At 42.5% G+C, this 26,511-nt stretch carries 27 protein-coding genes, 1 pseudogene and 1 riboswitch; of the genes and pseudogenes, 7 read left to right on the top strand and 21 right to left on the bottom strand.

What is annotated here, in order from left to right; all coding sequences use genetic code 11:
- From VQ00_RS15465 to VQ00_RS15445, 5 genes are all read right to left on the bottom strand, one after another.
- A complete protein-coding gene (locus VQ00_RS15465; protein WP_046181026.1) occupies positions 1–303 on the bottom strand; it encodes a hypothetical protein in 303 nt (100 codons plus the stop codon).
- 143 nt (positions 304–446) lie between these two features.
- Positions 447–794 (bottom strand): hypothetical protein, encoded by a 348-nt coding sequence (locus VQ00_RS15460; protein ID WP_046181025.1) that lies wholly within the window; start codon positions 792–794, stop codon positions 447–449.
- A 223-nt stretch (positions 795–1,017) separates the two neighbouring features.
- Positions 1,018–1,218 carry a cold-shock protein CspD gene (cspD, locus tag VQ00_RS15455; protein WP_046181024.1) on the bottom strand — a complete coding sequence of 67 codons (201 nt, stop codon included), beginning with the start codon at positions 1,216–1,218 and terminating at the stop codon, positions 1,018–1,020.
- A gap of 148 nt (positions 1,219–1,366) precedes the next feature.
- Positions 1,367–1,849: a hypothetical protein gene (locus VQ00_RS15450; RefSeq protein ID WP_046181023.1), complete on the bottom strand. Its 483-nt coding sequence runs from the start codon at positions 1,847–1,849 to the stop codon at positions 1,367–1,369.
- A 61-nt stretch (positions 1,850–1,910) separates the two neighbouring features.
- Entirely contained in the window at positions 1,911–3,287 is a 1,377-nt protein-coding gene (locus VQ00_RS15445) for an aldehyde dehydrogenase (protein WP_281175939.1), read from the bottom strand.
- Between the two features lie 109 nt (positions 3,288–3,396).
- Between VQ00_RS15445 and VQ00_RS15440 the strand changes: the two genes are divergently transcribed.
- Positions 3,397–3,993, top strand: coding sequence for a YitT family protein (locus VQ00_RS15440; protein ID WP_245618132.1), 597 nt, complete (start codon positions 3,397–3,399; stop codon positions 3,991–3,993).
- A gap of 19 nt (positions 3,994–4,012) precedes the next feature.
- Here VQ00_RS15440 and VQ00_RS15435 read toward each other — a convergent pair whose 3' ends face one another.
- Positions 4,013–4,996 (bottom strand): metal ABC transporter solute-binding protein, Zn/Mn family, encoded by a 984-nt coding sequence (locus tag VQ00_RS15435; protein WP_046181020.1) that lies wholly within the window; start codon positions 4,994–4,996, stop codon positions 4,013–4,015.
- Positions 4,997–5,110: 114 nt separating this feature from the next.
- On the bottom strand, positions 5,111–5,854 hold the full coding sequence (gene map, locus VQ00_RS15430; protein WP_046181019.1) for a type I methionyl aminopeptidase: 744 nt from the start codon (positions 5,852–5,854) through the stop codon (positions 5,111–5,113).
- Positions 5,855–6,011: 157 nt separating this feature from the next.
- Here map and VQ00_RS15425 point away from each other — a divergent pair, with 157 nt between their 5' ends.
- Positions 6,012–6,635: an HAD hydrolase-like protein gene (locus VQ00_RS15425; protein ID WP_046181018.1), complete on the top strand. Its 624-nt coding sequence runs from the start codon at positions 6,012–6,014 to the stop codon at positions 6,633–6,635.
- Positions 6,636–6,722: 87 nt separating this feature from the next.
- On the opposite strand, the gene VQ00_RS15420 is transcribed toward VQ00_RS15425, so the two are convergent.
- The 6 genes and pseudogenes from VQ00_RS15420 to parE form a co-directional block, all read right to left on the bottom strand.
- On the bottom strand, positions 6,723–7,922 hold the full coding sequence (locus tag VQ00_RS15420) for an MFS transporter (RefSeq protein ID WP_046181017.1): 1,200 nt from the start codon (positions 7,920–7,922) through the stop codon (positions 6,723–6,725).
- Between the two features lie 17 nt (positions 7,923–7,939).
- Positions 7,940–8,812: a TetR/AcrR family transcriptional regulator gene (locus VQ00_RS15415; RefSeq protein ID WP_046181016.1), complete on the bottom strand. Its 873-nt coding sequence runs from the start codon at positions 8,810–8,812 to the stop codon at positions 7,940–7,942.
- Positions 8,813–8,950: 138 nt separating this feature from the next.
- A pseudogene (locus tag VQ00_RS19240) lies at positions 8,951–9,085 on the bottom strand (large conductance mechanosensitive channel protein MscL); the annotation flags it as partial.
- Positions 9,086–9,088: 3 nt separating this feature from the next.
- Positions 9,089–9,232 carry a hypothetical protein gene (locus tag VQ00_RS18690; protein WP_156154087.1) on the bottom strand — a complete coding sequence of 48 codons (144 nt, stop codon included), beginning with the start codon at positions 9,230–9,232 and terminating at the stop codon, positions 9,089–9,091.
- Positions 9,233–9,369: 137 nt separating this feature from the next.
- Positions 9,370–11,793: a DNA topoisomerase IV subunit A gene (gene parC, locus VQ00_RS15410; RefSeq protein ID WP_082091601.1), complete on the bottom strand. Its 2,424-nt coding sequence runs from the start codon at positions 11,791–11,793 to the stop codon at positions 9,370–9,372.
- A gap of 3 nt (positions 11,794–11,796) precedes the next feature.
- A complete protein-coding gene (gene parE, locus VQ00_RS15405; protein ID WP_046181015.1) occupies positions 11,797–13,773 on the bottom strand; it encodes a DNA topoisomerase IV subunit B in 1,977 nt (658 codons plus the stop codon).
- A gap of 230 nt (positions 13,774–14,003) precedes the next feature.
- Between parE and plsY the strand changes: the two genes are divergently transcribed.
- Positions 14,004–14,621 (top strand): glycerol-3-phosphate 1-O-acyltransferase PlsY, encoded by a 618-nt coding sequence (plsY, locus tag VQ00_RS15400; RefSeq protein WP_046181014.1) that lies wholly within the window; start codon positions 14,004–14,006, stop codon positions 14,619–14,621.
- Between the two features lie 10 nt (positions 14,622–14,631).
- Here the strand turns inward: plsY and VQ00_RS15395 are convergent, their stop codons facing one another.
- On the bottom strand, positions 14,632–15,693 hold the full coding sequence (locus VQ00_RS15395) for a FapA family protein (RefSeq protein ID WP_046181013.1): 1,062 nt from the start codon (positions 15,691–15,693) through the stop codon (positions 14,632–14,634).
- On the bottom strand, positions 15,668–15,925 hold the full coding sequence (locus VQ00_RS15390; RefSeq protein WP_046181012.1) for a Jag N-terminal domain-containing protein: 258 nt from the start codon (positions 15,923–15,925) through the stop codon (positions 15,668–15,670). Before VQ00_RS15390 ends, VQ00_RS15395 begins: the two co-directional genes overlap by 26 nt.
- Before the next feature lie 92 nt (positions 15,926–16,017).
- On the opposite strand from VQ00_RS15390, the gene VQ00_RS15385 reads away from it, so the two are divergent.
- Positions 16,018–16,329: a HesB/YadR/YfhF family protein gene (locus VQ00_RS15385; protein WP_046181011.1), complete on the top strand. Its 312-nt coding sequence runs from the start codon at positions 16,018–16,020 to the stop codon at positions 16,327–16,329.
- On the opposite strand, the gene VQ00_RS15380 is transcribed toward VQ00_RS15385, so the two are convergent.
- Positions 16,316–16,621: a hypothetical protein gene (locus VQ00_RS15380; protein ID WP_046181010.1), complete on the bottom strand. Its 306-nt coding sequence runs from the start codon at positions 16,619–16,621 to the stop codon at positions 16,316–16,318. The genes VQ00_RS15385 and VQ00_RS15380 overlap by 14 nt on opposite strands.
- Complete coding sequence (locus VQ00_RS15375; RefSeq protein ID WP_046181009.1) at positions 16,621–17,043, bottom strand: acyl-CoA thioesterase; 423 nt, start codon at positions 17,041–17,043, stop codon at positions 16,621–16,623. Before VQ00_RS15375 ends, VQ00_RS15380 begins: the two co-directional genes overlap by 1 nt.
- A 119-nt stretch (positions 17,044–17,162) precedes the next feature.
- Between VQ00_RS15375 and VQ00_RS15370 the strand changes: the two genes are divergently transcribed.
- Positions 17,163–18,317 carry a M20 family metallopeptidase gene (locus VQ00_RS15370; protein ID WP_082091599.1) on the top strand — a complete coding sequence of 385 codons (1,155 nt, stop codon included), beginning with the start codon at positions 17,163–17,165 and terminating at the stop codon, positions 18,315–18,317.
- On the top strand, positions 18,318–19,997 hold the full coding sequence (gene ggt / locus VQ00_RS15365) for a gamma-glutamyltransferase (protein WP_046181008.1): 1,680 nt from the start codon (positions 18,318–18,320) through the stop codon (positions 19,995–19,997). It abuts the gene before it with no gap.
- 42 nt (positions 19,998–20,039) lie between these two features.
- Here the strand turns inward: ggt and bluB are convergent, their stop codons facing one another.
- The 4 genes from bluB to VQ00_RS15345 all read right to left on the bottom strand — a co-directional run bounded on the left by bluB (position 20,040) and on the right by VQ00_RS15345 (position 25,948).
- Positions 20,040–20,684: a 5,6-dimethylbenzimidazole synthase gene (gene bluB / locus VQ00_RS15360; protein ID WP_046181007.1), complete on the bottom strand. Its 645-nt coding sequence runs from the start codon at positions 20,682–20,684 to the stop codon at positions 20,040–20,042.
- Between the two features lie 11 nt (positions 20,685–20,695).
- The gene (cobT, locus tag VQ00_RS15355) at positions 20,696–21,730 is read right to left on the bottom strand and encodes a nicotinate-nucleotide--dimethylbenzimidazole phosphoribosyltransferase (RefSeq protein WP_156154088.1); all 1,035 of its coding nucleotides are present in this window, start codon (positions 21,728–21,730) and stop codon (positions 20,696–20,698) included.
- A gap of 153 nt (positions 21,731–21,883) precedes the next feature.
- A riboswitch (cobalamin riboswitch) is annotated at positions 21,884–22,031 on the bottom strand.
- A gap of 96 nt (positions 22,032–22,127) precedes the next feature.
- A complete protein-coding gene (gene acnA, locus VQ00_RS15350) occupies positions 22,128–24,854 on the bottom strand; it encodes an aconitate hydratase AcnA (protein ID WP_046181006.1) in 2,727 nt (908 codons plus the stop codon).
- Positions 24,855–25,006: 152 nt separating this feature from the next.
- Entirely contained in the window at positions 25,007–25,948 is a 942-nt protein-coding gene (locus tag VQ00_RS15345) for a magnesium transporter CorA family protein (RefSeq protein WP_046181005.1), read from the bottom strand.
- Between the two features lie 172 nt (positions 25,949–26,120).
- Between VQ00_RS15345 and VQ00_RS15340 the strand changes: the two genes are divergently transcribed.
- Positions 26,121–26,408, top strand: coding sequence for a hypothetical protein (locus VQ00_RS15340; protein WP_046181004.1), 288 nt, complete (start codon positions 26,121–26,123; stop codon positions 26,406–26,408).
- Positions 26,409–26,511: the final 103 nt, after the last annotated feature.

Here is a 26,511-nt window from a genome sequence, read left to right as displayed (position 1 = left end):
TTATGAATGTTCAATTACATGCAGGACCCAATCTTGTACTGCTTCAATGTGTTCCGCTGAAATCTCCATTTCGCATAAAACAGCGCCTTTACCGATAATTTTCAACACGGGTACAATTGCCGGTTTTTTTGGGTTATATGAGTATACAACAGTATCCACATGTTTGAGTGGTATACGCGTATGCGTCACCATTCCTGTACTTTTTAAATACCCATCTTCAATTTTAACACTATTTTTCTTCCAGCAATATGATGAATCCGTCACAACTGCTTCTGCTTGACTCTCTGTAAAGATTGCCACCATGATTGATAACCCCTTTTTTTGTTCACCGTAACTACTATAAAATAACAGCTTCTCTTTCATTTGTAAACAGCAATTTTAAGTTTACATAATTAAATTATTGTTTACTTTAAAATTCAAAAAGAAAAAACGGAGCTTTGTCCGTTTTAAATGACTTTTGCTTTAATGTATACATTTGGGTTTTGCGCTTTCACGGATTTAACGAGGCGATCCGGATCACGCAATATAAAAAAGTAAGATACATTGGAGCGTGTATAAACCGCTATCCGTTCTTTTTTTACATACGGACGGACAATATATTTTTCAAAAAAGGACGCATTCTCTGACATTTCATCCATTTCAAATACTTCAACGATTTCGTTCATTGGAATAAATGTCTCCAGGTTGCCTGTTTTTATAACGAGTACTCCATCTTCCACTTTATGACCGGATAATAACCGGCTCACCAGTACTGTTCCGACAATAACAATAATCGCTGCTGCAATATAGATCATAATCATCCTCCTGAGCGCTCTTTATTCATTTCTTTGCCATCACTTATTCTACTCATTTTTTTTGAAAAAACACCTATTTCCAGCTTGGAAATGTAGTGTTTTTGTGCCAAATGCCCGCACACGTATTAATAACGTTTACAAAGTATACGTTTTCAAAATAAGAGCTTCAAAAAATGAAAAACAGGTGAAGCATTAGCTTCACCTGTTATGGTTTCAGTCAGAATTAATTTTTTTCTACGTTAGCAGCTTGTGGGCCACGTGGTCCTTCAACCACTTCAAATTTCACGGTTTGGCCTTCTTCAAGTGATTTGTAGCCTTCACCTTGAATAGCTGAGAAATGAACGAATACATCGTCCTGTCCTTCAACTTCGATAAAACCGAAGCCTTTTTCTGCATTAAACCATTTTACTTTACCTTCTAGCATGTTATGTCCTCCTCGCGCTTGATGCGCAAATCTTTTCTTGCTGTTTGCTGTTATTTCAAGATGAAACACTGGACGTGATTCCTTTTGAAACGAGCGAACAACTATCTTTACTATAGCATCTTTTTTTTTTGCGTGCAACCGCAACCTTTCAATTTTTCTCAATTCCCAATGTTCTTACAATGTGCAAAAGGTGTGCCGGAATGTCCCATTTTATTGTACGATCCGGATAGATCCACACCCTAATAATATCCAATTTATCAAGACCGGTCTCGAGTTTTGAGACCACCCATTTCATACGGTCAAGGCCTGGATTCGCCATAATAAACAGGCTTGGGTTTGCGGCTTCTCCCTGTACACGAATCAATTTTTCAATTTGATCCCCCGTGTTTCCGCGAAGCTGGTTATTATCATATACCATACCTTCCTGCTGTCGTTTCCCACGTGACCCTTTGCATTTTATATAAGCATTCCATTCCTGTTTGGCTGCGACAAGGTCATGCCCGCCGGCTGCTGCTTCCAATTGCACAGTCCAGCCATGTGTGATTAAATAATCTATCACTGCTTTTATTACTTCTTCTTGTGTTAAGACAAATTCATCCGGTACTTTTAGTCGGTCAAGGCTGATCGGCACGTATTTTCCCTCCCGTTCTTCTTTCTATAATACATTCCACTCTAAGGACTTGTTTCCCTGCCTAGCGCAAGACTTTCCGGACAGTATTCACACGGCCTTCATATGGAGGATAAAGCAAATTTGACTGAGGCGATGATTTTTTACGCAAAATGCTTTTTTTATGTGAAAAAAGATCAAAACTTGCTTTTCCATGGTACGCATTCATCCCAGAAGCCCCAACACCGCCAAATGGCAAATATGGACTTGATACATGAATAAGTGTGTCATTAATGCATGCACCGCCAAACTGGATAGACGAGATAACTTTTTCTTCCATTGATTTTTCTTTTGTGAAAACGTAGAGAGCAAGCGGTTTCGGAAACTTTTTCACCCGCTTAATTGCCTGATCCAGTTCCGTATAAGAGAGAACGGGCAAAATCGGACCAAAAATTTCCTCTTCCATTAATGCGTCATCCCATTCCGCTTCAACGATCGTTGGCGCGATAAATAAATCTTCCCGATCCATTTCGCCGCCTTTTAAAACGGTGCCTGCAGTTTTAGAAAGCATTGTTTGCAGCCGGTCAAATTGCCGTTCATTCACAATACGTCCAAAATCCGGGCTGTTCTGTGGATCTTTTCCATAAAAATCAAATACAGCGAGTCTTAATTCTTTTAAAAAGGATTCTTTCACATTTTGATGGATAAGAACGTAATCTGGAGCAATACATGTCTGGCCAGCATTGGAAAATTTACCCCAGGCAATGCGCCGGGCTGCATTTCTCAAATCGGCGGAATAATCGATAAACGCGGGGCTTTTGCCGCCAAGTTCTAATGTTACGGGAATAAGCTGCTTTGCGGCGGCGCCCATGACTACTTTCGCCGTTGCCGCACTTCCGGTAAAAAAGATATAATCGAATGGTGCATTGAGCAAGGCTGTTACGGTTTCTTTACCGCCTTCCTGCACCCCGATAAATGCTGAATCAAACGTTTCTTCAAGGAGCGCTTTTAAGACAGCTGATGTATGTGGAGTGCTTTCTGACGGCTTAACAATCGCTGTGTTTCCTGCCGCAATGGCACCGATGAGCGGTTCTGCGACAAGCTGGAATGGGTAATTAAATGGACCAATAATGAGGATACTGCCATACGGTTCTGGCACAATATAGCTTTCAGCCGGCTGTTGATGAATAGGCGTTTTCACTTTCTCAGCAGCAGCCCATTCCCGCAAATGTCGAATCATGAAACGAATGCTTTCATACAAAAATCCAATTTCGGTTGTATACGCTTCAAATTTATTTTTTCGTAAATCGAGGTGTAATGCTTCCATTATCTCATCTTCACGTTTTTTAATTGCTTGTTTTAATTCCTTCAGACGATTTATTCGCCAGTCAACGCTGCGGGTGGCTCCCGAATCAAAAAAAGCCTGCTGTGCCTGTATCATTTCAGCAACGTTCATGCTCATCATCTCCGCTATGTATTTTCTTTATTTTAACAGCCTCTCTTTAGAGCGTCAAAAATGGCTTTCCTATTCATCGCTAAATGCGTTATGATGACAAGCAGAGGTGACGTTCGTGAAAGTAGTGTTTTGGACAGCTGGTGCTTGTCTTCAGGCAGCGGCTATGTCGATTTTTTTATTTCCGCATGCAATTTCATCCGGTGGGGCGGCCGGCATTAGTATTATGATGAATCATCTATTCCATACGCCTTATGCCGCATCGATTTGGGGTGTTAACGTTGTGATGATCGTGCTGGCGTTTAAATGGCTCGGTCTGAAAACAGCCGCTGGCACCATGTATTGTGTGACGATTGCAGCGATGGTTATTAACTGTTTAACGCCTTTTTTTCCGGTTCCCCTAGGAACAATCTGGACAGACCTTCCTGCCGGTGCCCTTCTTTTCGGCATTGGGCTTGGCATGTTGTTCAAATCGGGCGCTTCTTCCGGCGGTATGGACATCGCCGCTCTTATTCTGTCAAAATGGCGCAATTGGCCGCCGGGCCGGTCTCTTTTTTATATAAATACAACGATCTTAATTGCGACTGGCCTCGTTGTCGATGTAAAAACAATTCTTTACGCAATTGTTTGTCAATGGATCGCGTCGCGTGTCATTGATTTTATTCAGTTATTTTCCATTGAGTCAATACGCAAAAAGCCGCTTCCGAAGCAATAACTTCTAGAAGCGGCTTTTCTTATTTGTTCATAGCAGTTTTGAGCGTCTCGATATTTTGTTCCATAATCGACATATAATCTTCCCCAGCTTCTATATCCTCTTCTGTTAACGTAGCTAAGTTGTGAAGACGAAGGGATTCAGCTCCGATTTCCTTTTGGATCACTTCTGCAATTTTCGGTGTAATGTTCTGCTCAAAAATTACGTAGCGGATGCCATGTTCCGTCGCAGTATCTGCCAGTTCTTTTAACTCTTTTTGTGACGGTTCATCCGTCGGTGATAGACCGGCTACACTAAGCTGTTCAATACCGTATGACTCTTCCCAATAGCCGTAGGCCGCATGAGAAACGAGAATTTCTTTCTGCACTGCTCCATCCGCCATTGTGTGAAAATCTTCATCCAGCTGTTCAAGTTCCTTGGCAAGCGCCTCGTAATTTTCATTGTAAAGCGCTTCTTCATCAGAATTAAGCGCCACCAGCTCATCCTTTACCACTTCGGCCATTTGCTCAGCCAGTGTCGGATCAATCCAAATATGAGGGTCTACTCCGCCGTGATCATGGCCGTCATCCTCTGCTTCATGATCATGTTCGTCCTCTGTATGCTCTTCTTCCCCAGCACTATGTTCATGGCCCGCTTCAATATCCACGTGCTCACCGACGTTAACAATTACGACATCTTCAGCTGAAAGGGTTTCTTCTACTTTTTCTGCAAATGGCTCCAGGTTAAGACCGTTGTACAAAAACAAGTCGGCAGCCGCAATATCAAGCATGGTTTTGGATGTAGGCTCATATGTATGCTCATCTGCACCTGCCGGCAGCATGCTTTCTACTTCTACCGTCCCGCCGCCGATTCGTTCTGTAAAGTATTGGAGCGGATAAATGGTTGTATAAACTGTCAACACTTCATCAGTTGATTCATTTGTTTCATTGGATGTTTCACTGCTTTCATTTCCGCACGCAGCAAGCGCCAATAAAAGGCTCGCAGTTGCCAATGTCCACTTTTTCACGTATATCCCCTCCAAAAGTAAGTGTGTCTTTTATAATATAGTAATCATTCCGATTTGTAAACAGTAACTGTTCCGATTTAAAAAAACATTCACCATTTGGTGAATGCTTGTTGATTATTTCGTTAAAATAATTGGTTCTTCTCTTGTGACTACTACTGTATGCTCAATTTGTGCCACACGGCTGCCATCTGGTGTTTTAAACGTCCAACCGTCACCTGATTCTTTAATCATATCTGCTTTTTCTGAAACAAACGGTTCAAATGCGATCACCATTCCTTCTTTCAAAAGAGCATTGTCCCACGGGTCAAAATAATTTAAAATATGGTCTGGCGCTTCATGAAGCGATTTACCGATGCCATGTCCCGTCAAGTTTTTAATCACTGCAAATCCGTTACGGCGTGCTTCATTAGCCACTGCTTTGCCAATTTGATTTTGCTTCGCTCCTGCTTTAATTTTCAGCAAACCACGTTCAAAAGCCTGTTCAGCCGCTTCACACAGCTTCGTTAAAACAACGTCTCCTTCCCCGACAACAAACGAAATGCCGGTATCCGCAAAGTAGCCATCCAATGAGCCCGAAACGTCAATATTGACAATGTCTCCTTCTTGAATGACGCGGCTGCCAGGAATGCCATGAGCGACTTCATCATTGACGCTGATACACGTAAAACCTGGGAAATCATATTCCCCTTTTGGGCCGGATACCGCTCCATGTTCCGCAAACAAGCGGCCGCCAAGCTCATCAATTTCTTTTGTCGTAATGCCGGGCTTCGTAAAGCTGCGCATTTCATCCCGAATAACCGCGACAATTTTTCCGATCTTTCTTAACGCTTGAAGTTCTTCATCTGTTTTTACAATCATTATATCCATTCCTTCACTTTTAATTTTCCATTACTCATTATAGCAGAATGTTAAGATTGTGTTGAAATTATGTGTTTTCTATGTTTGATCCAGCCCTGGGGTGTTAAACTAAATAGTATACGCGGACAACGCTGTCCCGATCGAAGGAGTGATTCCGATGACAAAATGTGTCATATTTGATTTTGATGGCACCATCTCTGATTCTATTCAAGTGTTTATAAAGGCATACAACGATTTCGCCGAAAAAGAAGGCTACAATCAAGTTGCCCATGAGGAACTTGATGATTTAAAGAAAATGAGCATTCCTGAGCGCTGCCGCCATTTAAATTTCCCAATGCGCAGCATCCCATTTGCTGCTCCGAAGCTGTACCGTTCCGTGCGCGAATCAAAAGCCTCTCTTCCGCTCTTCCCCGGCATTAAACAAATGCTTGATGAATTAAGTAGCCGTGGCATTCACATTGCGATTATTTCATCTAATGCAATAGATATCATCGATCACTGCTTAAAATCGAATGGGATTGATTATATTCACGACATTTTATCGTCCAAATATATTTTCAGCAAAGATAAAATGATCAAAAAGCTGTTAAAACAATACGATTATTCACATGAAGAGGTTTTTTATGTCGGCGACGAGCAGCGCGACATTGATGCTTGCATGAAAACAGGGCTTCGTGCTGTTTGGGCCTCATGGGGGTACGATCACGAATCTCTTATCTCAGGTGAAACCTCGAAAGCAGCTGTACCGGATGACGTTGTCGATTTTGCCTTAAGAGCATAGATGAATCCCCCGCTTGCGCCTTCACCTGCAAACGGGAGATTTTCACTTTAAAAGACAAAAAAGTGCGGATGTAGAATCCGCACTTTTTTAGTGTACTGAACTGGGGACATCCCGATGCTTTTTTCCTCTCGCCCAGCGAATACAAATCATAAGCGTGACGACAATAATAATCGCCCCAAAAATATATGGAAGCCCCATGTTGATATCAAATAACATGCCTGCAAGCGCGGGACCGATCATATTTCCAATACTCATGTATGCATTATTCATGCCGGCAGCAAAGCCCTGCTCATTGCCGGCCATTTTCGAAATAGTCGTGTTGATGGACGGACGCAGTAAGGAAGCCGCGGTAAAGAATACTGCCGAAATAAGCAATACCGATATAAAACCAGTCGCAAACAAAATACTGATCATCGATAGAGCCGCAACAACAAGCATTGTATTCATAATCCGTACTTCCCCAAAACGCTCTAACACTCGATCGAGCACAAAGGCCTGCACGATGACACCAACTAAACCGCCCACAACCATCAAAATGGAAATATCCGATGGGCTGAAGCCGAATTTTTGATCTGTAAACAAACTAATTGTTGATTGGTAGTTCGCAAGCCCGAATGACAAGGTGAACATCATAACGAGCAAAATAAAATAAGGCTTTTTCGTGGAAAGAGCCAGCTGCTTTACAAGCGATTCCCTTTGTTTTGATAATGCTTTTGCTCCTTCTTTTACCGGTTCTTTCAAAAAGAAAACGGAAAGGACCGCTGCCATTGCCGCAACTGTTCCAGCAATGACAAAAGGAGCCCGCAGGCCGAATGCAGCTAAAAACCCGCCGACGCCTGGTCCAACAACGAAGCCGAAAGACATTGCTGCCCCAAGGCGGCCCATTCCTTTTGCGCGCGTTTCCACTGTCGTAATATCCGCCACAAACGCCATCATCGATGGAATCATAAATGCCCCACCAATACCACTGATCATACGTGATACATATAAAAGCGCTAAATGGTTAGAAAATGCGAATAAAAATTGAGCAAGTGAAAATAAAACAAGACCGAAAATGATCGATTTTTTCCGGCCATACCGGTCTGATAAATCACCAGCAAGCGGTGAAAATAAAAACTGGGCAAACGCAAACGTCGCAATAAGAAATCCGAATGTTTTTCCGCCTGCCCCAAACTGATGAATGATCGTCGGCATAATCGGGATAACAAGCCCAATTCCGGTCATGACGATAAACATGTTCATCATTAAAATTAACAGCGGAAATTGCTGTATCTGTTGTCTCGACATGTAAAGCCTTCTTTCTTTTATAAATGAATCGTTTCAGGCATTTTTTGCACAGCCTGTTCTAGCTCTTCTGCGAGTGGCTTCATGGATGGTATGCTTTTCAAGTTAAACAGCATCCCATTAAAAATCGCTGTGCGTGGTTTTACATCAAGTAATTCTTTTTCCAAAATTGTAATCGAATCCAGCACAAAAGCCGATGCTTTTTCCTGAACAGCCATTTCCTTCAGCTTCTTAATAAAGTGAAGAGGATGAATACCCGGCGCACATTGCGGCTCTTCTCTTTTATCTAAATGAGAACTGAAAATCGGCTCCGGTTTTTCATCGAGCATCCACTTGGAAGAAGCATCCAGGTGCTTAAATAAATAATGGGCCAGCTGGTCAAAATCTTGCCGTGATTCTCTTTCGATAATTTCTCTTAGGTATGAAATCATTAATCCCTTTAAAGAAACAGTCAAATCAGCCGCATAAGGAGCAATCTCCTCTCCATACATGGTTATAATCCGCTTTTCAGTCTGCTTTATTAAATGAAAATTTTCCCTGCGGACGAATTCATTTAAAGACGGATCTTCAAGTCCGCGAATTTCTTTCAGCTGCATCATAAAAAATTCCTGAAACGCACAATAATGCCGCGTACGAATCGCGATCTCTCGGATAAAGTCTTCTTGAAGGCTGTCCGATTCGTCTTTAGCGGCTGCGATTTGATCATGAAGCATCTGGTAATAATACGTAAAAATATCGGAAAGCAATTCTTCCTTTGACTTAAAATACGTATATAAACTGCCTTTTGACAAGCCGCATACATCGGCAATTTGCTGCATCGATGTTTGGTGGAAGCTCGTTTTTGAAAACAACTTCATAGCCGTCAGCAAAATTTTTCTTTTTTTCTCTTTCATTTCCGACACCAACCGAACAGTTTTTTATTTGACCATGCAGTCAATCATAGCATATGGCTGTTTAGAACGCACGAAAAATGTTTCGCCTGTCGAAATAACGATAAAAAAATACGCCCGGACATTTGTCTGGACGCAAGTTTATAGCTTGTTGGATTTTAGCAAGTCACGAATTTCAGTTAACAACTCTTCTTCTTTTGTTAATGAAGGAGGGGTTTCTTCCTCTTTTTTCTCTCGCGTATATATTTTATTAAACAGTTTAATAAATAGAAACATAAGCTATTTTTCATGAGGGGAGTCTTTTTTTCCATTTACTCGACGGTTCCACTTTTGTTCGGATTTAAACAGCTTGATAAACAACGTGATGAAAAAAACAGGAACTGCGTAAATAAACATATACAGCAATCCGGCTATCCATTGCATGCTTTCGCCTCCTCAGCTTGATGTTACCTTCGTCTTTCTCATTATATAAGTTGTTTTGTTTTTTTTATACTAATTTGAATTTTGCACATAATGTATTAAAAAAAGCTTCACGTCATTTCGATCGTGAAGCTTTTTTCCTATTCTGCTTCTTTTTCAGTAATAAGAAGCATTTGAACCGCTCCTTGTTCTTTTTCGTCGACAATAAAAGAACCATTCGAGTAGCGGTCTACTTTCTTTAATGAATTCACATTTACTTTTACATCAGCACCTTTTTTCATGCGCACGTAATAATCACGGCTCTCATCCAGACGCGCTGCACCAACGATGCGATGCGGATTTGCTTTTAATTCCCGTAATAATACGACACCCCGCTTAGCACGTGACGCTTGTTCAAACTGGCCAAATCCGCCACGTTTCGCAGATCCGCGATTTGTCACCGCAATGAACTGAGCATCTTCAGCATCGTTTGATACAATGACCGCGACTGTGTAATCATCTTCTTTTAAACTGTTGCCTTTTACCCCAGCGGCACGTGGTCCGACAACCGGCACTTCTTCTTCCGCAAACCGCAGCCCATAGCCATAATGCGTAATCATAAGAACGTGGCCGCTGCCGTCTGTCATAGCCGCTGCACACACCTCATCGTCCCCTTTTACGTTCATAGCGGTTAACGGACGTGAATAACGCTGCACGTTAAATTGTGCAAGCTCAGTTCGTTTGATCATCCCGCTTTTCGTCGCCAGCAAAATAAATTGCTTTGTTGAAAAGTCACGGACTGAAAACGCTGCGATAATCGATTCATCTTTAAATCCGCTGACAATGCCTGATGCGTGCTGTCCAGCGTCTTTCCAGCGAATGTCCGGCAATTCATGCACGGGCAAATATAAATAACTGCCTTTATTCGTAAACACGAGCAGTACATCGGTCGTGTTCATTTCCTGCTTAAAAGTGAGCCCGTCAGACTCTTTCATCGCGGGCAGACCGCCGGATGCCGAATACGAGCGCAAACCGGTCCGCTTAATATATCCTTCACGCGTTACCGAAACGAGAACATCTTCACTTGGTATCATTGCTTTTTGGTCAATTTTAATTTCCTGAATCTCTGCTTCGATGACTGTTCGACGCTCCGTCGCATACGTTTTTTTCATGTCTTTCAACTCATGTTTGATGACAGATTCAAGTTTTTTCGCACTTTCTAAAATCGCCTGCAGCTGCCCAATCGTTTTTTCAAGCTCAGCAGATTCTTTTTCAAGCGCCGTTATATCCGTATTCGTCAAACGGTAAAGCTGTAACGTGACGATCGCTTCTGCTTGTTCTTCAGTAAATTCAAACTGCTCTACCAGCCGATTTTTCGCGTCCTGTTTGTCTTTTGATGAACGAATACAGGCAATAACTTCGTCTAAAATCGATAAAGCTTTCATAAGCCCTGCCACAATATGGTGCCGGGCTTTTGCTTTTTCAAGGTCATAAGCAGATCGGTTTGTCACTACTTCCTTCCGATGTTCAATGTATGCATCAAGCAAACGGTGCAGCCCCATTAAAACTGGCCGCTTATTGTAAATAGCGACCATATTAAAATTGTAGGCTATCTGTAAGTCTGTCGCTTTATATAAATAATTTAAAATAAGTCCAGCATCCGCTTCTTTTTTCAAATCAATGACCACACGAAGACCCGTCCGGTCTGTTTCATCGCGTACCTCAGCAATGCTGTCCAGTTTTCGGTCGACACGTAAATCATCCATTTTCTTTACGAGCGATGCTTTATTAATTTCATATGGAATTTCTGTAATAACAATACGCTGGCGTCCGCCACGCACTTCTTCGATCTCTGCCTTGCCGCGAATGACAATTTTCCCTTTTCCTGTCTTATATGCTTTTTCAATACCGTCAATTCCTTGAATAATACCGCCCGTCGGAAAGTCAGGACCAGACAGAACCGTCATTAAGTCTTCAACCGTACATTCCGGCTTTTCCATTCGCATGATTACGGCGTCAATGACTTCATCGAGCCGATGAGGTGGAATTTCAGTCGCATAACCCGCCGAGATTCCTGTTGACCCATTCACAAGTAAATTCGGGAACCTGGCCGGCAAGACGACCGGCTCGTTTGTCGTTTCATCAAAGTTCGGAATAAAATCGACCGTTCTTTTTTCAATATCCGTTAATAATTCGCCGGCAATGGCGGACAGTCTTGTTTCTGTATACCGCATGGCTGCTGGCGGATCGCCGTCGACCGATCCGTTATTGCCATGCATTTCAATAAGCGGTGTCCGCAATTTCCAGTTCTGGCTTAACCGGACCATCGCATCATAAACAGATGAATCACCGTGAGGATGGTAATTACCGATGACGTTCCCGACGGTTTTTGCCGCTTTTCGAAACGGCTTTTGATGCGTATTGCCTTCTGTATGCATTGAAAATAAAATACGGCGCTGCACCGGCTTTAATCCATCTCGTGCATCCGGAAGCGCCCGTTCTTGAATAATGTATTTACTATACCGGCCAAATCGGTCGCCCATGACGTCCTCAAGCGGCAATTCTTGAATATGTTCCTTTTCCACTGCTTATTCCTCCCTGCTGCCGGACAACTGCTCGTTTTCTAAGAGCACTGCTTCTTCTTCTAATCCGAACGCAACGTTCGATTCAATCCACTTTCTGCGCGGTTCAACTTTATCCCCCATTAGAACAGTTACCCGCCGCTCTGCGCGCGCTGCATCGTCAATCGTGACACGGATCAGTGTTCTCATTTCCGGGTCCATCGTTGTTTCCCATAATTGTTCTGCGTTCATTTCACCTAATCCTTTATAGCGCTGAATTGTCGTGCCTTTGCCCATTTTTTTCAGCAAAGCATCCAGCTCACGCTCTGTCCAAACATACTCGGCTACTTCTTTTTTTCCTGTTCCTTTTGATACTTTGAAAAGCGGCGGCATAGCAATATATACTTTACCGCTGTCAATAAGCGGCTTCATATAGCGATAGAAAAAGGTAAGAAGCAAAACTTGAATATGGGCTCCATCCGTATCAGCATCAGTCATAATAATGACTTTGTCATAATTAGCGTCACCCACAACACAATCCGGTCCTACACCCGCGCCGATCGCATGAATAATTGTATTGATTTCTTCATTTTTAAAAATATCGGCAAGCTTGGCTTTTTCTGTATTGATCACTTTTCCGCGAAGCGGTAAAATTGCCTGGAATTTCCGGTCACGTCCCTGCTTTGCCGAGCCGCCGGCTGAATCACCTTCGACAAGATACAGTTCATTTCGTTCCGGGTTGCGTGACTGGGCTGGTGTCAATTTCCCCGACAAAATGGATTCTCCTTTTTTGCGCTTTTTGCCGTTACGGGCGTCTTCCCGTGCTTTACGGGCCGCTTCACGAGCCTGTGCAGCCTTTACCGCTTTTTTTATGAGCAGCGCGCTTACATCCGGGTTTTCCTCCAGAAGATAAAGCAATTTTTCTGAGATGACTTGATCTACAGCTGATCGGGCTTCTGCTGTTCCAAGTTTTCCTTTTGTCTGTCCCTCAAACTGCAAAAGGTTTTCTGGCACACGAACAGAGACAATGGCCGTCAATCCTTCCCGAATATCGGTTCCTTCCAAGTTTTTATCTTTCTCTTTTAACAAACTGCTTTTACGCGCATATTCATTGAATGTGCGCGTCATTGCTGCTCGCGCGCCGGCTTCATGTGTACCGCCATCTTTTGTGCGGACGTTATTGACAAACGATAGTATGTTTTCGGAAAAACCATCGTTAAACTGAAACGCAAATTCCGCTTCAATTTCATTTTGAATGCCTTCAAACGAAGCAACCGGATGAAGCGTATCTTTTTCTTCATTTAAATATTTAACGAATTCTTCTATGCCGTTTTCAAAAAAGAATTCTTCTTTTTGTTCGCGGTCTTTTCGTTTATCTTCAAGTGTAATTTTTAACCCTTTTAATAAAAAAGCCGATTCTCTCAGCCGCTCACTGAGCGTATCGAACTGAAAAACAGTCGTCGAGAAAATCGTTTCATCCGGCTTAAAATAGATTTGCGTACCGGTCGATTTTGCTTTTCCTTTTTTCTCAAGCGTCGTGACCGGCTTGCCGCCATGTTCAAAATGCTGCTCGTACTGAAAGCCATCGCGCCAAATCGTCACTGTTAACGATTGGGACAGGGCATTCACAACAGAAGCCCCAACCCCGTGCAAGCCACCGCTCGTTTTATAGCCGCCCTGTCCAAACTTTCCGCCGGCGTGAAGAACCGTCATAATTACTTCTGCTGTTGGTTTGCCTGTTCGATGTATTCCGGTCGGCATGCCCCGTCCGTAGTCACGAACACTAATTGAATTATCCTTATGAATCGTGACATTGATCTCGGTTCCGTGTCCGCCGAGCGCTTCATCAACCGAGTTGTCAACGATTTCATACACTAAATGGTGAAGCCCACGACCGTCTGTTGATCCTATATACATCCCCGGACGTTTTCGAACAGCTTCAAGCCCTTCGAGAACCTGGATGGAGTCATCATTATACACTGATTTTTTTGTTTCATCCGCCATGAACTAAGTCCCCTCTCTTTCCAACACCCGCACATAAAACGTATGTTCCTAACTATCATATCATAAAAGTCGAGTGTTCTCCAATACGTTTGTCGATTCCGTTTTAAAGCGTACGTTACTTTCCCGTGAGAATCAACCGAAATAATTTTCCCGCCATTCTTATCCCCGTGGTAAAATGAATGAGAACGTCATGCACATGATTATACAATACAAAAAGGGAGAATGAGAAATTGATTCCAGCACTTATTTTAATCATCGCGTACCTTTTAGGTTCGATTCCATCCGGCCTGATTGCAGGAAAAGCATTTTTCGGCATTGATATCCGCGAGCATGGAAGCGGTAATTTAGGTGCGACTAATTCGTTTCGTGTACTCGGCAAAAAAGCCGGTTCGTTCGTGACAGCAGCTGATATTTTAAAAGGAACCGCCGCTACTTTAATCCCAATTTTACTTCATTGGCAAGGGTTCGTTACGGGTGTCCACCCGCTTTTAGCAGGTCTTTTTGCAGTCATCGGTCACATATTTCCATTATTTGCCGGATTTAGAGGAGGAAAAGCGGTCGCCACTTCTGCAGGTGTATTACTTGCCTACAGTCCTTTATTTTTCCTGCTTTTAGCTGCGATTTTTGTGAGCGTTCTTTTGATTACAAAGTACGTCTCCGTAGCGTCTGTTTCCGCAGCCGTCGCGGCGTTTATTTACGCTGTTATTCATACGATTTATACAAAGGATTTCCCTTTTTTGGCTGTCGTTGTCGCATTATCCTTTTTTGTGATTTACCGTCATCGTGCTAATATTATCCGTTTGCGTAATGGGACGGAACCAAAAGTGTCTTCCGGCAAAAACAAATAGAAAAGCCGGTTTAACGGTCACCCGTTAAACTGGCTTTTTTAATGAGGCCGTCTTCTCCAACAAATAAGCACACCGGTCCTTCTTCATGATAAAAGGTGAGCTGCTTCATACCAAATTGAACGCTTACTTCAAGATGTACTTTCAAAAATTCAATTCTCCCGATTGCCTGGATGTCAAACTTTGTTTTAACCCCACTTTCGGACCCGGCTTCTTTTATTTTAATGAACGTGCCAGCATAAACAGAACCGCCTTTTACATAAGGCGGAAGTGTAAAAAAGAGTTTATACAAATGCATGGATAATCCGCTCCATTCCTCATCAATCAAATTATGGCAGCGGGTTGTTTTTTGAATAAATTGTTTAATTTCACTTATCATTGGTGCATTTTTTTTGCCGGTTATGAGCCGAAATACATCCCACGTCTGTGACACTTCAAGCTTCCTGATTTTTGCTTCGTTAAGTAAAAAATGAAGTGACTTTTGGACATGTTCCAAATGGATGACGATTTCCTGTAAAGTATTGGTTAATTCGGATACAATCATGTTTGATTTTCCAGATGACAGAGTCGAGGAAAAGACATTGCCTTTTACCTCGATACAATGCCCCGATTGAACAGCTGCTTTTGAAACGGAGCGGTCAATGGCCACGTCTTCTTTAGCCTCGACTTTCATGGCGTCATCGACATTTCCTTTTATGTGAATGTCGCCGTCAAAATACATATTGCCGCTCTTTAAATTCACATCTCCATCATGCTCATATTGTTTTAACAAGTCTATCTTTACCCGATTGCCGCGTTTCTGGACATGTGGCCGGCCAGACATTAAGGAAATAATTTCTTCTTGACCAAGCATTCGCACTCCTTTTCCCGCGCGAATGACGATTCCTTTTACGGGTTTTGGGAGACGTTGTTCTCCTTTAACAGTGACGCCAGGTGTTCCAGGAACCGCTTGTGTTATTTTTGCAATGGGTACTCCTTCTCCGACAGTTGGAATAAAACTGGACTCTCGATAATCTACTGTGCCGTCCGCTAATTCTTTCGGTTCAGCTTCACATGAATGCTTGTTTCGGCTCACTTACCGTTTTCTCTTCTGCCGTCAATAATTGATTATTTAAAACAGCCAGGTCCGGCCCATCTTTTTTTGTCACTTGTACAACAGCTTCTTTTTTTTGCAAGCCCCAGAAAGTGGTTCCGCCATTTTCAAGAATCATAATGTTCACATCCGTTACAGAAGTATTCATCATGTTGAGTGCTTTATGAATCGCTTCTTGTACGGTATTCCCTTTTACAACAATTGTTTGATCCATGGGAAGACCTTCTTTCCTCACGTTGTTGTGAACTATTTTGAGTAAGCCCGTTTCCATGCTACACTATGAAAAAAAGAATGGAGTGATCCGGTGTGAAAATCGATATCACCAGCCAAGCAAAAAAATGGTTCAAAGAAGAAATGCAAGTGGGAAAAGGGGATTCCGTCCGCTTTTACGTACGGTACGGCGGGTCAAGTCCGCTTCATGAAGGTTTTTCGCTTGGTGTGGCAAAAGACGAGCCGGTTGAACCGGCTGTCACCGCCGTGCATGACGGCATCACGTACTTCGTGGAAGAAAAAGATGTCTGGTATTTTGACAACCACCACCTAAAGGTAGGATTTAATGCTGCGCTGCAAGAACCTGATTATGACTACATAAAAGAAACAGGGGCTACTCAAGATTAAATCGCTCAATATGATGAAAAAGCTTTTCATGCTTTAAAATGAAAAGCTGCTTCTCACCAAGCAAATCAAAATGAGGCCGGGATGGATTGCGCATATCAATCCATTCCGGCTTTAAATCATATTGCCGGCCCCAGCTTATTAATTTTTCCACATCAAGGCAACCCGCTTTTGTGACCGTCCGGCAATGCGGAAAACGGTCGTCCTGCCAATAATGCGTTAAAAAAGAAATCTCGCCCATGGCCACTTCTTTCTTCCACTTTTCAACGTCCGCCCGCTTTAGTCCAAATGCCATTATTGATCCTGTTTTTCTTTCTCATATACAGCGTGCCATTCCGGAAATTCTTTTTTAAATTTCACCAGCCGGAATGTTTCTTTATTGACCACTGTATGTACGCTTGAACCGATTACACATATGTCGCCTTTTTCATTAACAATTTCATACGCATATGTCGTACGAATGCCGCTGTGTGATTGAATCCATGTGCGGATGGTTGCCGTTTCCCCATACCGAAACGGGCGTTTATAGGACAGCTGAATATCCGTTACCGGCGAAACAAATCCCGCTTTTTCCATATCCGCGTAATGAAAACCTAAATCTTTAATCAACCCAGTCCTGCCGATTTCAAACCAGACAACATACTGGCCGTGATACACAACCTGCATCGCATCTGTTTCTGCATAGCGGACTTCTACTTGTGTTTCAGAAATAAACAAAACAAAAACTCCTTTAATTGAGACGAATTCTACTTCTATTTTACCATGTTTGTTACGTACGTTTATGTATTTTGTTTTTTCGGGTAAACCTAAAAGAGAATTACAAGGAGGAATAGTCGTTGATTACCTATTTAAAGCAGGAAAAAGAAAACATGATTGAACTTTTGGAGAAGCTGGTCAATATAGACAGTAACTCTTACGATAAACAAGGCGTCGATAATATTGGCATGGCTCTACAAAGGGAATTTGAAGAGATCGGGATGTCCGTTGCTGTTCACCGCGAAAAAGAATATGGAAACCATTTAAGCATCACTTCCCCACATGCCAAACACCCCAGCATTTTAATTATCGCCCATATAGATACTGTTTTTCCGGACGGAGAAGCGGAAAACCGGCCATTTGAAATCATTAGCGGCAAAGCTTACGGTCCCGGTGTGAATGATGAAAAAGCAAGTCATGTTCAAGTTCTTTACGCAATGAAAGCACTTAAAGAAATTGATTCATTTGCTTTTCATAATGTGCATATTCTTTTTAACAGCGATGAAGAAATTGGTTCTCCTTCTTCTAAAGCATTAATTAAAGAAGCGGCAGATGGGAAGAAATACAGCTTAGTCGTTGAATGCGGGCGTCTAAACGAGGGGGTGGTCACCTCCCGCAAAGGGGTTGGCCGGTTCACGATGCGGGTGTCCGGCAAAAGTGCCCATGCGGGTGTAGAGCCGGAAATTGGACGAAGCGCCATTGAAGAAATCGCGCATAAAATTATTAAATTGCAGCAGTTAAATGATCATGAAAATGGCCTTTCTGTTAATGTTGGGTTAATTAAAGGCGGGACGTCCGCCAATACCGTGTCACCAGAAGCGGAAGCGGTTATTGATGTCCGTGTGAATAATAAGCAGCAGGCAGACGAAGTGGTGAAGGATATATACGCCATTGCCGAAGAAGACACAGTTCATGGGACCGATACGGAAGTGGAAGGAAGAATTGCCCGCCCGCCAATGGAAGAAACGGAAGAATCCAAACAGCTCCTTAAAGAAGTAAAAGATATAGGCAAACAAGCAGGGTTAATGATCCATGGAGAATCTACCGGTGGTGCGTCTGATGCCTCATTTACGGCAGCAGAAGGCATTCCAACTATTGATGGAATGGGACCAGTTGGAGAATTTTCACACAGCGAAACAAACGAATATACCGTTGTTGATTCGCTCATTGAACGGACCGCTTTACTCGCAAAAACAATTGAAAGGCTATCTCAGCTTAAAACGGAGGACAACTAGATGACAATGGATCATATTTGGAAAAACCAGAAAAACGATTTACACGAACAGCGTGCCCGTGGAAAAAAGGGCATGACCGCAAGTGCGACAGAAGAATCGTCAGCCATTGGCGCTGATGTTTTATCAAAAGGCGGAAATGCGATGGACGCACTTGCGGCCATGCAATTTGCGCTTGCTGTAGCAGAGCCTTTCAATACCGGGCTCGCAGCCAGTGGTTTTATTATGTACTATGACGTAAAGAAAAAGAAAACATTCGTCGTAAATGGGCATTCGAAAGCACCGAAAAAAGCCCATAAAAATGTTTTTGTCGATGAGCATCAAGATGTCATTCCTTTTTTGGAGCGCTCAACCCCGGGTACAGCTGTTGCGGTACCTGGGATTTTAAAAGGAGTAGAAAAAGCATTGGCTGAGTTTGGCACGATGTCTTGGTCTGATGTAATGGAGCCTGCTGTACAGCTTTCTGAAAAAGGCGTGCGTGTGAATTTAACATGGAATACAGGCTTAGAGCGGTTTAGCGACCGGCTGGGCAAGGAAGCAAAAACATTCTTTTTTCCGGATAGTGTTCCTCTTACAGAAGGAGAAGTTGTCGTTAATAAAGAGCTGACAAAAACACTTAAACTTTTGCAGGAAAAAGGAGCGGACGTATTTTATCGTGGAGAAATTGCTGATAAAATAGTCGAAATCGTTCAATCATTTGATGGATTTATGGAAAAAGAAGATTTGCTTTCATATGAAGCAACCGTATCAGAAGCAATTAACGGAACTTATAAAGATTATACAGTGGCTGTTCCTGCACCTCCAAATGGCGGCGGCTTTGCTCTTCTTTATATGCTGAAGCTGCTTGAAAAAGTGGATATTGCTCAATATGACATTCATTCATGGGAAAAATATTATCTTTTTGCAGAAGTGATGCGGATTATGACGGCCGATAAACTTGCTTTTATGGGTGATCCCGCATTTTATGACATCCCATTAAATGGGCTTTTAACGAAACAATATTTAGATGACAGAGTAAAACTCATTAATTTTGAATTTAGAAATGCTGACATTACAGAAGGCAACCCGTGGGAATATGATGACAAACAGCCTCATCATAAAAATGCGGGCACGACCGATCCAGGTCCGGATACGACCCACTTTATTGCGGTTGACGAAGAAGGCAATATCGCTGCCTGCACGTCTTCGTTAGAGCACTTTTTCGGCTCTGGTATTATGGTGCCAGGCTACGGGTTTTTATTAAACAATGATATGACCGATTTTGACCCGGATCCGGCCGGGATTAATTCAGTTGAATCAGGTAAATACCCTGTGAGCATGAAAACACCGACCATTGTTTTTAAAGACGGTGCACCTGTTTTAACACTCGGATCACCAGGCGGACCGACCATTCCCACCTCTGTTTTGCAAACAATGATTCATATTTTAGATTATGGAATGGATGTTAAAGACGCTATCGAAGAGCCTCGGATTTATAATGGCACCGGGCCGCTCATTTGGCCGGAAGCTGGCATTCCGGAATCAGCTAAACAGAGACTTGAGAAAATGAATTTTCAATTTGACTCCATTGCTCTCTCAATTGGCAACGTGCAGGCTGTTTTAATCAATCCGGATACTGGAGAACTGTTTGGCGGCAGTGATTCTTCCCGTCCCGGCATTCCTATTGCACCGGATACTAAATAATAAATAAAAAAAGATTTCCGGCAAAAAGCCGGAAATCTTTTTTTATGATTCTCCCCACTTATTATAATAAATTAACTGGTCCAGTTCTTTTCTTTTTCTCCATTTTGCCGTTTCTAAAATAGGCTCTTTCGGATATAGATCTGTGTATCCTATTGAGATTAATGCAACTGGATCAACATGATGAGGGATTCCTAATATGTCCCTTATGTCTGCTTTCTTATAAAAGCTGACCCACCCCATCGCTAATCCTTCTGCACAGGAAGCAAGCCACATATTTTGAATGGCGCATGCGGTCGACATCATATCTGTTTCCGGTATCGAATTTCGCCCTAATACATGTGATCCGCCTCTTGACGGATCGGACGTAACGCAAATCGATAATGGCGCTTCTTTTAATCCTTCAATTTTTAATTTCAAAAATGCGGATGACCGCTCATCATCTTCATAATGGATCGCCAGTGCTCTCCGTTCTTTATCTGCTGCCCAGGCCAGCTTTTGTTTTATGTTATCTTCATTGATCAAAATAAAATTCCACGGCTGCATAAATCCAACAGATGGCGCATGGTGAGCTGCTTCCAGTATTCTTTTTACAGCTGACTCATCCACTGGATTGGGCATAAAATTCCGTACATCCCTTCTTGAAAATATAACTTTATAAATTGCCTGCTTCTCTTCATTTGTAAACATATAAGCCTCCTCTACTCCTGTCCCGATATTTGAGCTGAATCAAATGTAGCCATCTCCTTCAGCATTAAAACAGCAGATTGGAGAATCGGAAAAGCAACAGCAGCTCCCGATCCTTCCCCTAACCTCATTTGGAGATCAAGAAGTGGTTTTTTCTCTAATAATTCCATTATTATCTTATGACCGGGCTCAACTGAACAATGTCCCATAATCATATAATCTGTCACGTTACTGGAAATCTTTTTGGCTGCTAATGCAGCAGTCGCAGCAATAAAGCCATCTATAAGAATAGGGGTCCTATTTGCTGCAGAAGCGAGCATTGCACCCGCCATCGCGGCTATCTCCAAACCGCCCACTTTAGATAAAATATCAATAGGATCATCTGCTTTCGGCTTTCTTTTTTCAAGAGCTTGTTTAATGATCATTTGTTTATACTTGATTTTTTCCTTTTCAATGCCGGTCCCCATACCAACAAGCTTTTCTACACTAATGCCGCTGATTGCCGCTGTTACTGCACTGCTTGCTGCTGTATTGCCAATACCCATTTCTCCAGGGATAAGACATTTAACACCATCGCTGATCATTTTTGATGCTTGTTCATATCCAGCTTCTAGTGCTTTCATTGCTTCATCACGGCTCATTGCGTTTTCATTATAAAAATTAGCTGTTCCATACCGAACTTTTTTCATCTTTAGCTGTTCATGCTCTATATCACTGGCTACTCCAATATCTACCACACACATCTCTGCACGAATAGACCTGCTGAAAACATTGATCGCGGCTCCGCCATTCAAAAAATTCCGTACCATTTGTACAGTAACCTCTTGTGGATAAGCAGAAATTCCTTCACATGTAATCCCGTGATCCGCAGCAAATATAATCACCCCTGGAGGTGAAATAACAGGAAATACTTCTCCAGTCATTTTTGATAGTTCAACAGCTAGTTCTTCCAGCCTGCCAAGACTGCCTTGAGGTTTTGTAAGTGAATTTATGTATTTTCGAACTTCTTCACCGGTTTTTTCATCTCTTTTCGGTATATGTACAGCCAGCAAACTCTCTTCTGTCAATGTAAAAACATCCCTTCCCCTATATACATAAATATAAAAAAACCTTAACTCGTGAAGTTAAGGTTTGCAAATAAGCCCTTTATCAATAAAAGAGAAAAAGCGTTTTTCAATCCTTTTCTTCCCACCGAAGAATTTAGAAGTGTCTATTTATAAGCAGGTTTCCTGGCTTAAGCATGTTTAAACAAAATGCTTTTACAGTAGCGGGGGCTGCTCCGGATTTCTACCGGATTCCCTATTATCTCTCAACAATTTTGTTTCGAGCACTCATAAATAATTATTCATTTATATGTATCATTAAACTACAATCATATTTGAATAGCAACTGCATCACGAAAAAAAAGTCGGTTCCCTTTATCAGGAACCGGCTTCATTCACTTTATTAGTTATTTGCGTTTACACTTTGCAATTTGCCGCGAAGGACCATTTGCAAAATACCACCGTGGCGGTAGTAGTCAACGTCAACTTCAGAATCGAAACGAACGAGCGCATCAAATTCTGTTTTCTTGCCATCTTTAGCTGTTGCTGTTACTTTTACAATTTCACGTGGTTTTACGTTATCAGTAATGGCTACTTCAAATGTTTCTTCACCTGTTAAACCAAGTGTTGTTGCATTATCACCTAACTTGAATTGAAGCGGGAGCACGCCCATCATAACAAGATTTGAACGGTGAATACGCTCATAGCTCTCCGCGATGACTGTTTTAACGCCAAGTAGATTTGTTCCTTTGGCCGCCCAGTCACGTGAAGAACCCATTCCGTAGTCTTTACCTGCAAGCACAACAAGGCCAGTACCCTGCTCTTGATACTTCATGCATGCATCATAAATCGGCATTACTTCGCCTGTAGGCCAAAATGTTGTCAATCCGCCTTCTGTACCTGGTGCGATTTGGTTACGGATCCGGATGTTGGCGAACGTACCACGCATCATTACTTCATGATTCCCACGGCGGGAGCCATACGAGTTAAAGTTACGAGGCTCAACGCCTTTTTCACGCAAGTATTTTCCTGCCGGTGTATCTTTGCCGATTGCACCTGCTGGTGAAATATGGTCCGTTGTGACGGAATCACCGAATTTACCCATTACGCGAAGTCCCGCAAGTGCCTGGATCGGTTCCGGGTTTGTAGAAAGATTTTCAAAGAATGTCGGATTTGCAATGTAAGTAGAATCCGCATCCCAGCTATAAAGCGCTTCGTTGCTCGTTTGAATTTGATTCCATTTTTCATTGCTGTTAAATACTTGACCATATTCTTTGCGGAACAATTCAGGCGTTACTGTGCGTTTAACCGCTTCTTTTACTTCTTTTGTTCCTGGCCAGATATCTTTAAAGAAAACATCCTGTCCATCTTTTCCTTTGCCGATTGGATCGTTTTGAAGATCTACGTTTACGTTCCCTGCAAGTGCGTATGCGACAACAAGCGGCGGTGACGCAAGGTAGTTTCCTTTGACAAGCGGATGAATACGGCCTTCAAAGTTACGGTTACCTGAAAGAACAGATGTAACAAGAAGATCAGAATCAATAATCGCTTTTTCAATTTCTTCTTTCATTGGGCCTGAGTTCCCAATACATGTTGTACAGCCATAGCCAACAACATTGAAACCGATTTTTTCCATATAAGGAAGAAGACCTGAATCGCGAAGGTAGCCTGTGACAACTTTTGAGCCTGGTGCTAATGATGTTTTCACGAACTTCGGCACTTCAAGACCAAGTTCAACCGCTTTTTTGGCAACAAGGCCAGCTGCAAGAAGAACATATGGATTCGATGTATTTGTACAAGATGTGATCGCCGCAATGCCGATTGCACCTGTTTTCATTTCAGCTGTTGCACCATCATTAAATTTAACAGTTGTTGTTCTGTCAAGCTCATCTGCTGTTAATCCGAAGCCATGATTGCCTTGAGGCGCACTGACCGCTGTTTGAAATGACTTTTGCATTTGAGAGAGTGGAATCAAGTCTTGTGGACGTTTCGGCCCGGACAAGTTCGGCTCAATTTCAGCAAGGTTCAGTTCAACCACTTCTGTGTAAATAGGATCTTCATTTGCCGGCGTGAAGAACATATCGTTTTCTTTCAAGTATTGTTCAACAACTTGAATATGACCTTCATCACGGCCTGTTAAGCGCATGTAATCAAGTGCTTCCGAATCAACCGGGAAGAATCCACAAGTTGCGCCATATTCAGGTGCCATATTCGCAATTGTTGCACGGTCTGCAAGCGGAAGTGATGCAACCCCTGCACCAAAGAACTCAACGAATTTACCAACTACGCCTGTCTGACGAAGGACTTGTGTTACTTTTAGAGCAAGATCAGTCGCTGTGGCGCCGTCTGGAAGTTCGCCTATTAGTTTAACACCGACCACTTCAGGAATTGGGAAGTATGAAGGCTGTCCAAGCATACCTGCTTCCGCTTCAATACCGCCAACGCCCCAGCCAAGTACACCGATGCCGTTAATCATTGTTGTATGGGAATCTGTTCCGACAAGTGTATCCGGATATGCATCAAATTCGCCATTTTCTGTTTCAATCGCGTGGACAACATTTGCCAGGTACTCCAGGTTTACTTGGTGAACAATCCCCGTTGCCGGCGGAACCGCCCGATAATTGTCAAATGCTTTTTGTGCCCAGCTTAAAAATTCGTAACGCTCTGCATTGCGTTCAAATTCAAGCTCCATGTTACGCTCCAGCGCTTCCGGTGTGCCGTAAGCATCTACTTGAACAGAGTGGTCAATAACGAGGTCAACCGGGATTTCAGGGTTAATGACTTGTGGGTCGCCGCCGATATCAGCCATCGCTTTACGAAGAGAAGCTAAGTCAACGACAACTGGAACTCCTGTAAAGTCTTGCAAAATAACGCGTGAAGGCTTGAATGGAACTTCTGCTTCCGCATCAGCATCCGCGCCCCATTTCGCCAAGTTTTCAACATGCTCTTTTTTAATCACATAACCGTCAAATTGACGGAGTACAGATTCAAGTAATACTTTAATCGAATATGGCAGGCGTGAAACATTCGCCGTACCCGCTTCTTCGAGTGCCGCCAGACGGTAGTAATTGTAGCGCTTACCATTCAGGTCAAAACTTGCGCGGGCGTTAAAGACATCATTAGTCGCCATTTCGGTTCCCCCTCTTAAGTTGAATATGTAGTGTAAGGCAGTCGGAAAATTAGTTTTTTTATTTGTTCTAATTTTTCACACCTTTTATCTTATTACATTCATAGATATAAGTAAATAACAAGAACTTTATCACTGTCCATAAGAAAAATGAATCACTTAAAAAAAGATTTTTTGCTGCGGACAGCCAGAATATCACCCATCCAGCCTTTTTTCTTTAGAAAAACATAAAGAGCAAATGTAGATGCTCCGATCAACGTGCCTGAAAATAAATAGCCGTATTTCCATTCCAGTTCCGGCATATGCTTGAAATTCATTCCCCAGATCGCACCGAGAGCCATAACTGGTGTGAATAAAGTCGTGATGACCGTGAGTGTTTTCATAATTTCGTTCCCACGGTGTGTCGACACAACATTTTCAAGATCTAAAAGCGCATCTATTTCTTCTTCATATTCACGTATAAGCGTCCTTGAACGCTCTATTCGCCTCTTAGTCCGTTTATATTGTTTTCCTTCCATCACTTCGTCGCCAAATGCTTCTTCCACTGCCATCCGAGTTTCCATCATTGGAATGATGAGGTTTTTCCAAATCAGCAGTTCGTGATCTGTATTAGCCGCCCGATCTAAAATACTCGTGTTGTTTCTTTCTTTTATCTCCCACAATAAATCCCGTAGCTTCACTTCAAATTTATCGATTTCCATTAAAAAATGCGTCATGATCTCCCCAATTAACACAAGGAATCCTTCTACCGATGTTTCAGAATGATGCATTTTTTCTTTCATCGCTTTCACGTTTGCAAAATCAAGCTTCGATAAGTCTAAATTGGCTGTGACCATTTCATTTCGTGTCAAATAAAAATGGAAAACATGCCGATTATTTTTTTCGTCTGCATGCTGTAAATAAACAAGTGAGCCCCAAAGCACTTCTTCACCGGGCGTCCCTGTATACATTTCGAGAGAATTGGTTTTATTCGTCTTCACATCTTCAATCCATTTTTTGCATGTATGATGCTTTTTCGCGAGCTCTTTCGCCTGTTCATCATTTTTTATATCGAACTCTTTCCATGTCCATTGTGAAGAGTGGAATGAATGTTCCATCGTGCCCACTTCCTCTCTTAATCAGTTTATCCTTAACATATCATTATTACCCTCATCTATCGTCTTTAAACCACTTTCTTTTTTCATCCAGCTATGTTTTGAATAGGAAAACCGCGGGTAAACTATTCTCAAGCAAGCGCCCTTTGTGGCAGCTATGAAGGAGGATTTTTTCATGTATAACAACAATGTAAATAAAAAACAAAAAAACGGCGGACTTGGCTACCTTCTCGTTGGCGCCAGCGCGGCTGCATGGTGGCTGTCTAAAGAAGAAAATCGGACAAAATTTGACGGCTGGATGACGCAGGCGAAGAAAAAGCTGAATGGAGAGTCCCAGCCATCGGCCGAAAATTTCCCCGTTCATAAAGCCGGCAATCCTCATCCAGATGATACTGCTGACAACAAGATGGTCGAGGAAGGCGCCCAGTTCGCTGTCGACTATTACAATAAAAAAGAACAGTGATCTGTAGATTGAAATAAACCTACTTTTAAAACTTTGATATATTAGAGTTCTCCAAGTTTAAAACTATTTTCTGCTTTGTAGTTTCCTGTATTCTCCCCATTAT

It is taken from the genome of Domibacillus tundrae (genome assembly GCF_000970675.1).
Taxonomy (GTDB): Bacteria; Bacillota; Bacilli; order Bacillales; family Domibacillaceae; genus Domibacillus; species Domibacillus tundrae.
Note: the sequence above shows the minus strand (reverse complement) of the source record. Positions and strands in the feature narration are given on the sequence as shown.

Excerpts from the sequence above, each read along its gene's own strand:
- VQ00_RS15465 (WP_046181026.1), bottom strand. The coding sequence starts at position 303 with ATGGTGGCAATCTTTACAGAGAGTCAAGCAGAAGCAGTTGTGACGGAT.
- VQ00_RS15460 (WP_046181025.1), bottom strand. The coding sequence starts at position 794 with ATGATCTATATTGCAGCAGCGATTATTGTTATTGTCGGAACAGTACTG.
- cspD (WP_046181024.1), bottom strand. The coding sequence starts at position 1,218 with ATGCTAGAAGGTAAAGTAAAATGGTTTAATGCAGAAAAAGGCTTCGGT.
- VQ00_RS15445 (WP_281175939.1), bottom strand. The coding sequence starts at position 3,287 with ATGAGCATGAACGTTGCTGAAATGATACAGGCACAGCAGGCTTTTTTT.
- map (WP_046181019.1), bottom strand. The coding sequence starts at position 5,854 with ATGATTGTAAAAACAGATGAAGAACTTCAAGCGTTAAGAAAGATCGGA.
- VQ00_RS15425 (WP_046181018.1), top strand. The coding sequence starts at position 6,012 with ATGACAAAATGTGTCATATTTGATTTTGATGGCACCATCTCTGATTCT.
- VQ00_RS15420 (WP_046181017.1), bottom strand. The coding sequence starts at position 7,922 with ATGTCGAGACAACAGATACAGCAATTTCCGCTGTTAATTTTAATGATG.
- VQ00_RS15415 (WP_046181016.1), bottom strand. The coding sequence starts at position 8,812 with ATGAAAGAGAAAAAAAGAAAAATTTTGCTGACGGCTATGAAGTTGTTT.
- VQ00_RS18690 (WP_156154087.1), bottom strand. The coding sequence starts at position 9,232 with ATGCAATGGATAGCCGGATTGCTGTATATGTTTATTTACGCAGTTCCT.
- parE (WP_046181015.1), bottom strand. The coding sequence starts at position 13,773 with ATGGCGGATGAAACAAAAAAATCAGTGTATAATGATGACTCCATCCAG.
- VQ00_RS15390 (WP_046181012.1), bottom strand. The coding sequence starts at position 15,925 with ATGGATCAAACAATTGTTGTAAAAGGGAATACCGTACAAGAAGCGATT.
- VQ00_RS15380 (WP_046181010.1), bottom strand. The coding sequence starts at position 16,621 with ATGGCATTTGGACTAAAGCGGGCGGACGTTGAAAAGTGGAAGAAAGAA.
- ggt (WP_046181008.1), top strand. The coding sequence starts at position 18,318 with ATGACAATGGATCATATTTGGAAAAACCAGAAAAACGATTTACACGAA.
- bluB (WP_046181007.1), bottom strand. The coding sequence starts at position 20,684 with ATGTTTACAAATGAAGAGAAGCAGGCAATTTATAAAGTTATATTTTCA.
- acnA (WP_046181006.1), bottom strand. The coding sequence starts at position 24,854 with ATGGCGACTAATGATGTCTTTAACGCCCGCGCAAGTTTTGACCTGAAT.
- VQ00_RS15345 (WP_046181005.1), bottom strand. The coding sequence starts at position 25,948 with ATGGAACATTCATTCCACTCTTCACAATGGACATGGAAAGAGTTCGAT.
- VQ00_RS15340 (WP_046181004.1), top strand. The coding sequence starts at position 26,121 with ATGTATAACAACAATGTAAATAAAAAACAAAAAAACGGCGGACTTGGC.